Origin of the sequence: Bradyrhizobium altum, assembly GCF_020889705.1 — a bacterium.
In the GTDB taxonomy this organism is placed as follows: Bacteria; Pseudomonadota; Alphaproteobacteria; order Rhizobiales; family Xanthobacteraceae; genus Bradyrhizobium; species Bradyrhizobium altum.
Window position 1 is genome coordinate 1 of the sequence record NZ_JACMYP010000346.1, and the last position, 7,680, is coordinate 7,680.

General features: G+C 65.8%; 9 protein-coding genes. 2 read left to right on the forward strand and 7 right to left on the reverse strand.

Translation table 11 applies throughout. The annotated features are described in order from the left end of the window. Positions 1–25: 25 nt before the first annotated feature. The 4 genes from H8B02_RS42805 to H8B02_RS42820 all read right to left on the reverse strand — a co-directional run bounded on the left by H8B02_RS42805 (position 26) and on the right by H8B02_RS42820 (position 3,472). Positions 26–643 (reverse strand): glutathione S-transferase family protein, encoded by a 618-nt coding sequence (locus H8B02_RS42805; RefSeq protein ID WP_229171755.1) that lies wholly within the window; start codon positions 641–643, stop codon positions 26–28. Between the two features lie 156 nt (positions 644–799). Further along, the gene (locus H8B02_RS42810) at positions 800–1,213 is read right to left on the reverse strand and encodes a Rieske (2Fe-2S) protein (protein ID WP_229171756.1); all 414 of its coding nucleotides are present in this window, start codon (positions 1,211–1,213) and stop codon (positions 800–802) included. Positions 1,214–1,220: 7 nt separating this feature from the next. Continuing rightward, positions 1,221–2,333 (reverse strand): amidohydrolase family protein, encoded by a 1,113-nt coding sequence (locus H8B02_RS42815; RefSeq protein ID WP_229171758.1) that lies wholly within the window; start codon positions 2,331–2,333, stop codon positions 1,221–1,223. 74 nt (positions 2,334–2,407) lie between these two features. Continuing rightward, a complete protein-coding gene (locus tag H8B02_RS42820) occupies positions 2,408–3,472 on the reverse strand; it encodes an amidohydrolase family protein (RefSeq protein WP_229171760.1) in 1,065 nt (354 codons plus the stop codon). Positions 3,473–3,707: 235 nt separating this feature from the next. Between H8B02_RS42820 and H8B02_RS42825 the strand changes: the two genes are divergently transcribed. After that, positions 3,708–4,199, forward strand: coding sequence for a hypothetical protein (locus H8B02_RS42825; RefSeq protein ID WP_229171761.1), 492 nt, complete (start codon positions 3,708–3,710; stop codon positions 4,197–4,199). Positions 4,200–4,208: 9 nt separating this feature from the next. On the opposite strand, the gene H8B02_RS42830 is transcribed toward H8B02_RS42825, so the two are convergent. After that, positions 4,209–4,919 carry a DJ-1/PfpI family protein gene (locus tag H8B02_RS42830; protein WP_229171762.1) on the reverse strand — a complete coding sequence of 237 codons (711 nt, stop codon included), beginning with the start codon at positions 4,917–4,919 and terminating at the stop codon, positions 4,209–4,211. A 64-nt stretch (positions 4,920–4,983) separates the two neighbouring features. On the opposite strand from H8B02_RS42830, the gene H8B02_RS42835 reads away from it, so the two are divergent. Next, complete coding sequence (locus H8B02_RS42835) at positions 4,984–5,979, forward strand: GlxA family transcriptional regulator (protein ID WP_229171764.1); 996 nt, start codon at positions 4,984–4,986, stop codon at positions 5,977–5,979. Between the two features lie 215 nt (positions 5,980–6,194). Here the strand turns inward: H8B02_RS42835 and H8B02_RS42840 are convergent, their stop codons facing one another. Together H8B02_RS42840 and H8B02_RS42845 are read right to left on the reverse strand one after the other, a co-directional pair. Beyond that, positions 6,195–6,743, reverse strand: coding sequence for a carboxymuconolactone decarboxylase family protein (locus H8B02_RS42840; protein WP_229171767.1), 549 nt, complete (start codon positions 6,741–6,743; stop codon positions 6,195–6,197). A gap of 194 nt (positions 6,744–6,937) precedes the next feature. Then, the coding region (locus H8B02_RS42845; protein ID WP_229171768.1) for a LysR substrate-binding domain-containing protein at positions 6,938–7,680 on the reverse strand (743 nt) is incomplete at its 5' end.

A 7,680-nucleotide genomic window follows, 5' to 3' on the forward strand; every position in this document is an offset into this window, starting at 1 on the left:
CCCGCGGGCACGCCCGATCGACCTGTCACGCAGCCGCCGCCAGACCGGCGCGCGTCTTGGCAAACGGCACGAAGCCCGGCAGCGCCTCGATCCGGCGCAGGAACGCGTTGACGCGCGCATAGTCGGAGAGATCGACGTTGCCTTCGGGCGCGCTCGACAAATAGCTGTACAGCGCAACGTCCGCGATCGTCGGCTGCGCGCCGACCAGCCAGTCGCGATCGGCGAGATGGGCTTCGAGTCGCTTCAGCAGCAAGTGGGCGCGCGCGATCACGTCGTCCGGATTGTGCTTCGCGCCAAACACCGTGATCAGCCGAGCCGCGGCAGGCCCGAACGCGAGATCGCCGGCGGCAACTGACAGCCAGCGCTGCACGGCTGCGGCACCCTTTGCATCCTGCGGCAGCCAGTCGGTGCGGCCGAGCCTGGTCGCGAGGTACACAAGGATCGCGTTGGAGTCGGCAATGATGGTGCCATCATCGTCGAGCACCGGCACCTGACCGAACGGATTGAGCGCGAGGAATTCCGGCGTCTTCTGCGCCGCGGACCTGAGGTTGACGTCAACCAGCTCGTGCGGAATGCCCAACAGGGACATGAAAAGGCGGGCGCGGTGTGCGTGGCCGGAGAGAGCAAAGTGATAGAGTTTCATGGTGCCGTTCCTAATGTCGTGGACGGGGTCATCCCGACCGCGACCTCAAGGTGGCCCATTGCATTGGATATTATAATTGCCGGTCGCGGCACTTCATTGTTGCATATATCGCAATAGTACCTCTATCGCGATGGCCGGCTTCTGCGACGCAGCCTGTCACACCTCGACGATCACGTAATTGTCTTCGATGTGCACCGGAAACGTCTCGGCGACATACGGCCCCTTCTGCAATTCGGCGCCGCTTTCGACCGCGACCGGATAGGAGCGGATCCTGAACCGCTTGGGATCGAACCAGGACTGGCCGTTGCGCATGTCGAATTCCCAGCCGTGCCACGGACAGCGCAGCATCTCGCCGACACGGTCGCGCCGATAGATGCCGGGCTCCGGCGACGTCAGGCGCGCCACGCAGGCCGCCTTCTCCAGCGGCGCGCCCTCATGCGGACAGCGATTGAGCAGCGCAAAGAACTCGCCATTGACGTGGAACACGACGATGTCACGGCCCTCGAGGCCGAACACCTTGTTGCCGCCGGCAGGAATCTCACTGGTGCGCGCGACGATGTGACGGGCCATCTCGATCCTAGAACTTATAGACCGCGCGGGCGTTGCTGTTGAAGATCTTGCGCCGCTCGGCGTCCGTCAGCGGCGTCTTGAAGGCGTAGCGCGCGTCGTCATAGTCCCAGTGCGGATAGTCCGACGAGAACAGCAGCCGATCGATCCCGACCCATTCGATCAGCTGGCGCAGGTGCTTCGCTTCATCCGGCTCGTCGATCGGCTGGGTCGTGAACCAGAAATGCTGCTTCACATATTCGCTCGGCTTGCGCTTCAGATGCGGCACCTCGCTGCGGAAGCGCTCGAAATGCTGGTCCATCCGCCACATCGTCGCGGGGATCCAGCCGAAGCCACCCTCGATGAACACGATCTTCAGTTTCGGGAAGCGCTCGAGAACGCCTTCCAGCACAAGGCTCGTGAGGTTCGAGGCCACCGTGTGCGCGTTCGACTGATGCTCCTCGCAATAATAGGACGGCCAGCCGCCACCGGTCGGCGCATGCCCGCCATAGCCGCCGACATGGATGCCGAGCGGCAGATCGAGTTCCTGCGCGCGTTGATAGATCGGCCAGTAGCGCCGGCGGCCGAGCGGTTCGTTGGCGCGCGGCGAGACGTTGATCTGGATGTACTCACCGGTTTTGGCGCAGCGGTCGATCTCGGCGAGGCCGAGGTCGGAGCCGTCCTGCCCGACCAGGATCGAGGCCTTCAGCCTGGGATCGCGGTGCGCCCAGAAGGCGAGCTGCCAGTCGTTGATGGCGCGTTGGATCGCGGCGCCGAATTCCAGATTCTGCTGCGAGAAGATGAAGAGGTCGAGCACCTGCAGGATGCCGAACTCGACATCGAACGGATCGAGATGCTGCTTGCGCATGAAATCGAGATCGGAGCCGGGTACGCCGCCAGTCGGCGGCCACGCATCGCGCCGCGCGATCAGCGGCGAGGAGCGCGGATATGGCGTGGTGCCGATATAGGGCGTGCGCAGATGGCTGCCATATTCCTTGAGATGCTGCTGCCAGCGCTTCGGCAGGAACTCGTTGAGGTCGCTGTGCGCATGAATGCTCGGATGGATGTCGCAATCAATGATCTTCAGCCGCGTCGCGGCGGTGGTCTCCTGGTCGAGCATCGGGCGGTCGATGACCTCACTCATGCGATCCTCCATTTAGTTTGGCGCATGATCTATTCGGAAAACCGGTTCCCACTTTTCCGGATCATGCGCGCGAATTACGAGTCGAGCTTCAGACGCGGGAACGTTTCAATCGGGTTGTCTTCGCACATTCGCTTGACGAGGCTCGCCGGCAGGTGCGGCGGGATCGGATCGTCGCCGTCGAACTGCCAGTGCGGATAGTCGGACGCGAACAGGAACATCTTGTCGGAGCCGATCTGGTCGATGACATCGGCGACGCCGGTCGCATCCATCGGCGCGTCGAACGGCTGCATGGTCACGCGGAAATGGTCGCGGATGATTGCGGCCGGCTCGCGCTCCACCCACGGCACCTCGACGCGGACGCCGCGCCAGGTCTTGTTCGCGCGCCACATGAAGGCCGGCAGCCAGCTGACGCCCGACTCCATCAGCACCACGGTCAATCCCGGATACTTCCCGAACACGCCCTCATAGATCAGGCTCAATGTCTGGGCCTGGAACGCCTGCGCTTCGGCGAGATAATATTCGTAGCGATAGGACGGCCAGCCGATCGAGCTCGGCGCGCCGCGGTAGGCGCTGCCGGCATGGATCGCGATCGGCAGTCTGTGTTTCTCCGCGGCCTGATAGATTGGCCAGTAGTGCCGCCGCCCGAGCAGCATCTCGCCCTGCGAGGGCACCAGCACCGAGACGAAGCGGTTGTCACCGGCGCGGCGCTCGATCTCCTCGACTGCAAGGTCCGGCGCCTGGATCGGCACCACGATCGAGGCGCGCAGCCGCGTGTCCCTGGCAAGCCACTCCGCCGCGATCCAGTCGTTGATCGCCTTGCAGAAGTCCGCCGCCATGTAGGGATCGAACACCGCCTGCGCGCCATAGACGACGTTGCAGATGGCGTGGCTGGCGCCGAGCTGGTCGAACGCGCCGCGCTGCACCATGGCGAGATCGCTGCCCGGCTTGCGGCCGTCGGCAGGCCGCCAGTCGGCGCGGCCGGACAGCGGCATCGAGGGCGGATAGGAATTGAGATCCAGCCCGTCGATGGCGCGGCTGACGACCTGTTCCTTCCAGTGATCGCTGAGATAAGGCAGCAGCGTGGTGCGTGTTCCCCCCACCGCGGGATGGATGTCGCAGTCGATGCGCGTGGCCGCCATGGCGTTCCTCGGACTGAACTTCTTGTCTTGGTTGTTGGCGGCATCGCTGCCGCGGAGCGGACTGTGACGCCGATGGCGCGATCGTGCAAGCGGGTCCACGCGGGGCCGCCCTGTCCTGTGCGCGCACCGCCCTCACGCGAAGTTGCGGGATTGCGTGTGAACGGCATCACCCATGCGGGCCACGGGACATGCTAGCGATTCCGCGCCGCGGAAAGCGCAGATACAGGAGACGGGAATGAGACTTGGATTGAGACTTGGCCGATTGACGATCCTCGCATGTTCATTGTCGCTGGCTTCGTCCGCCGCATGGGCCGCGCCTGCGACCACGTCCGGTTCGGTCGCGCTGGCGCTCGCAGGCGTGGTGGCGCCCTATTCGCCGCTGCCGGCCAAGGAGAAGAAGGCGGTTGCCGCGTTCTTTGGCGGCAACAGCAATGTTCACCTCATCGGGAAGATCACCGTCACGGCCGACAAGGTCGTCTGCCGCGCCAGCAATGTCGACATCACCTCGCGCTCCTGCGCGCTGACCTTCGGCAGCAGGACCCACACCGTGAAGGGCAGCGAGGCCAACGCGATCTACGCGACCGTGGCGCTGGCCGGCGTGCCGCCCGACGGCGCCGCAGGCACGATCTACGAGGCGCTGTCGAAACTGTCCTGCACACTCGATCCCACGGTGATCAAGGACAAGGCCGGCGGCGGTGCCGACTGCAGCTTCGAACCGGGGAACTAGCCGCCGCGTTCAATCTCCCACAGCGACGCCCAGCCTGGCGGCGACGCGGCGTGCAGTTTCTTCCCGCTGCGCCGTGATCGCGCGCACGGCCTGGCGCGACTGCTGCAGGATCTCGGGTGGCGCGGTCTCCGGCGTGCCGCAGTCGAACGGCGGCTCCGGCGCATATACCATATAGAGCTGGATCGCGCGCGCGGCATCGTCGCCGCGCAATTCAGCCGCGAGCCGCAATGCGCCGTCGATGCCCGCCGTGACTCCGGCGGCAAAGACGAAGCTTCCGTCCACCACCACGCGTTGGTTCACGGGCGTAGCGCCGAAGAACGGCAGCAGGTGAAACGACGCCCAATGTGTCGTCGCCCTGCGCCCCTTCAGAAGGCCGGCCGCTCCGCAGATCAGCGCGCCCGTGCAAACCGAGAAGATGCGGCATGCCCCGGCCGCCTGCCGGCTGATCCAGCCGAGCACTTCCGCGTCCTCCATTAGGGCTTGCTGACCGAAGCCGCCGGGCACGTGCAGCACATCGAGCGGCGGCGCTTCGGCCAGCGTCGCATCCGGTGTCAGCCGCAATCCCTTGATGTCGCGGACGGGCTCGGCGGTCTTGCCGTAGATGCGGTAGGTCGAATTCGGAATCCGCGACAGCACCTCGAACGGCCCGGTCAAATCGATTTGATCGACGCCTTCGAACAGCAGTGATCCGATCCGCAAGTGGACATCGTGAGCAATCATCGAACTTCCCTCAAACTTTCTTTGCGCTATGGACAAAGCGAATCTAGCGCGGCACGTTTCGACGATGACGCCAACCAGCCCACGTTTCTCGCCAAACGGCCGCCGCCTGATTGAAGTGCTGGCTTATCCGGCGGTGCAATTGCTCGATGTCACCGGGCCGTTGCAGGTGTTCGCATCCGCCAACGCGCTGGCTGCCAAGGCAGGCAACGCCGAGCCATATGAGGTCCGCGTCGTTGCCAAGAATGGCCCGACGATCGAGGCATCGGCCGGTGTCGGGCTCGCGGTGCACCCGTTGCCTGCCATCGGCACTGCGGTCGACACGCTGGTGATTCCGGGCGGCGACGGCGTCAACGCTGCGGTGGCCGATCGCGCCCTGGTGGACTGGGTGCGCGGACGCGCCGGGCAGGCACGCCGCACCGCATCGGTCTGCACCGGCGCGTTCCTGCTCGCCGCATCGGGCGTTCTCGATGGCCGTCGCGCCGCGACGCATTGGCAATTCTGTTCGGAACTCGCCGAGCGCTTTCCCGATGTTCGCGTCGAGCCCGATCCGATCTTCGTGCGCGACGGATCGTTCTGGACATCCGCCGGTGTCACTTCCGGCATCGATCTCGCATTGGCGCTGGTCGAGGAAGACCTCGGCCGCGCAGCGGCGCTTGCCGTCGCCCGCTATCTCGTGGTGTTTTTCAAGCGGCCCGGCGGCCAGGCGCAGTTCAGCGAAGTCCTGTCGCTGCAAACGACGGACGACAGGTTCGGCGCGCTGCATGACTGGATCAGCGGTCATCTGGCCGACGACCTCTCGCTTTCGACGCTGGCGAAACAGGCCGGCATGAGCGAGCGCAGCTTCAGCCGGCACTACGCTGATGCAACCGGGTTGACGCCGGCACGCGCGATCGAGCGATTGCGGGTCGAGGGCGCCCGGCACCTGCTCTCGGAAACGCGCTTGCCGGTCAAGCGAATCTCGCAGCGCTGCGGCTTCGGATCCGAGGAGACGATGCGCCGCAGCTTCCTGCGCGTGCTGTCGACCACACCGCAGGACTACCGCGCCAGATTTGCGCGCTGAGACATGATGTCGTTAGCGAAGGACTCCGCTTTACGTCGCCCCGCGTGCGGGGAGAGGTCGGAACGCATCGCCAGATGCGTTCCGGGTGAGGGGGAGCCTCCGCAAACGCAGCTATCGCCATCGATGCGGAGACGGCCCCTCACCCCAACCCTCTCCCCGTAAGAACGGGGAGAGGGAGTGCAGCGCGCAGCGATTGACGCGCAGCTGAGATCGGCTCAACGATTCCAGGCATGCGCCTGCAACGCCGGCTCCAGCGGTGGATTGGTCACGCTGCCGGTGTAGTTAGTGATGGTCGATGCCGCCACGATGTTAATCACCTCGAGCACGAGGTCCTTGTAGAACCCGGCCGCCAGGAATCGTTCGATCTCCTCGTCGTCGAGCCGCCCGCGCTTTTCGATCAGCGACCTCGCCAGCGTCGAGAGTGCGCCGAGGGTCTTGTCGGCAGGCGAGCGGCCGGCACGCATCGCATCGACGTCGGCCGGATCGAGGCCGGCCTGCAGGCCGAGCGCGGAATGGAGGGCGACCGCCCAGGTGCAGCCATTGGTCACCGCATCGGTGAGCAGCACGGTCTGGATCTGCTGCTCGGTGAAGCTGCCGCCGTGAACCTTGTCGAAGATGCCGATGAAGCTCTGGATCAACACCGGTGACGTCGCCATCGTCGCGGCAAGGTTAGGGATCATGCCAAACCGCGCCTCGACATCACGCAGGGCCGCCTTCGAAGGTTCGGGGGCGGAGTCGAGCGTATGGACAGGAAAACGTGCCATTGAACTGCCTTTCACTGTGGTGATTGGACCCGAGGCCGCCGGACGCAACTGAGCTGTTGCGATCGACGCGCCGGCATCAGAGTTCGATGGGAGCTATCTAGGCGCGCCCTGACGCGAACGTTCGCCAAACTCCCCACATTCCACGCCATCCGCGGGGCCTGCGCTGACGCTCAGCTACGTCGCGCGACACTGCCTCAAACGGTGGCACGGTCCTTCACCCGCCGCGTCACGATGCCGAGCAGGCGGCCGAGCGTGCCGGCGGCGGGGCCCTTCTTGCGGGCCAGCGCGAGCGGCGCGACGAGGCCTGTGGCGCGGTCGAGGCGGAGATAGGACACGCCTGCGGTCTCCAGCCGCGCCATCGATTCCGGCACGATCGAAATGCCGAGCCCGGCCGCGACGAGGCTCAGCGTCGACACCATCCGCGTCGCCTCCTGCGCCACCTTCGGGCTGAAGCCCGCCGCGCGGCAGGCGGCGATGATGCTGTCGTAGAGGCCCGGCCCGGTCGGACGCCGGTAGAGGATCAGCGGCTCGTCGGCGAGCGCGGCCAGCAAAATCCGCCGGCGCGTGTCCTTGCGGGCGCGCGGATGATGGTCGGGCAACGCGACCAGCATCTCCTCGTCGAGCAGATGCGTGATCGTGAGGTTCTCCAGCCGCTCGCTCGGCGAGCGCACGAATGCGGCATCGAGCCGGTCGGCCTCGACCGCTTCGATCAGCTCGCCGGTCGAGGCCTCTTCCAGAGACAACGTGATCGCAGGCGCGCGCTCGCGCATTTCGCGCATCACGCCGGTGACGAAGGGATGGAAGGCCGCCGAAGAGGTGAAGCCGATCGCAAGCTGGCCCTCCTGGCCGCGGCTTGCGCGGCGCGCGGCTTCCACCGCGAGCTCGGTGTCGCGCAGGATCGCGCGCGCCTTGCCGACGAAGGCACGGCCGGCGGCGG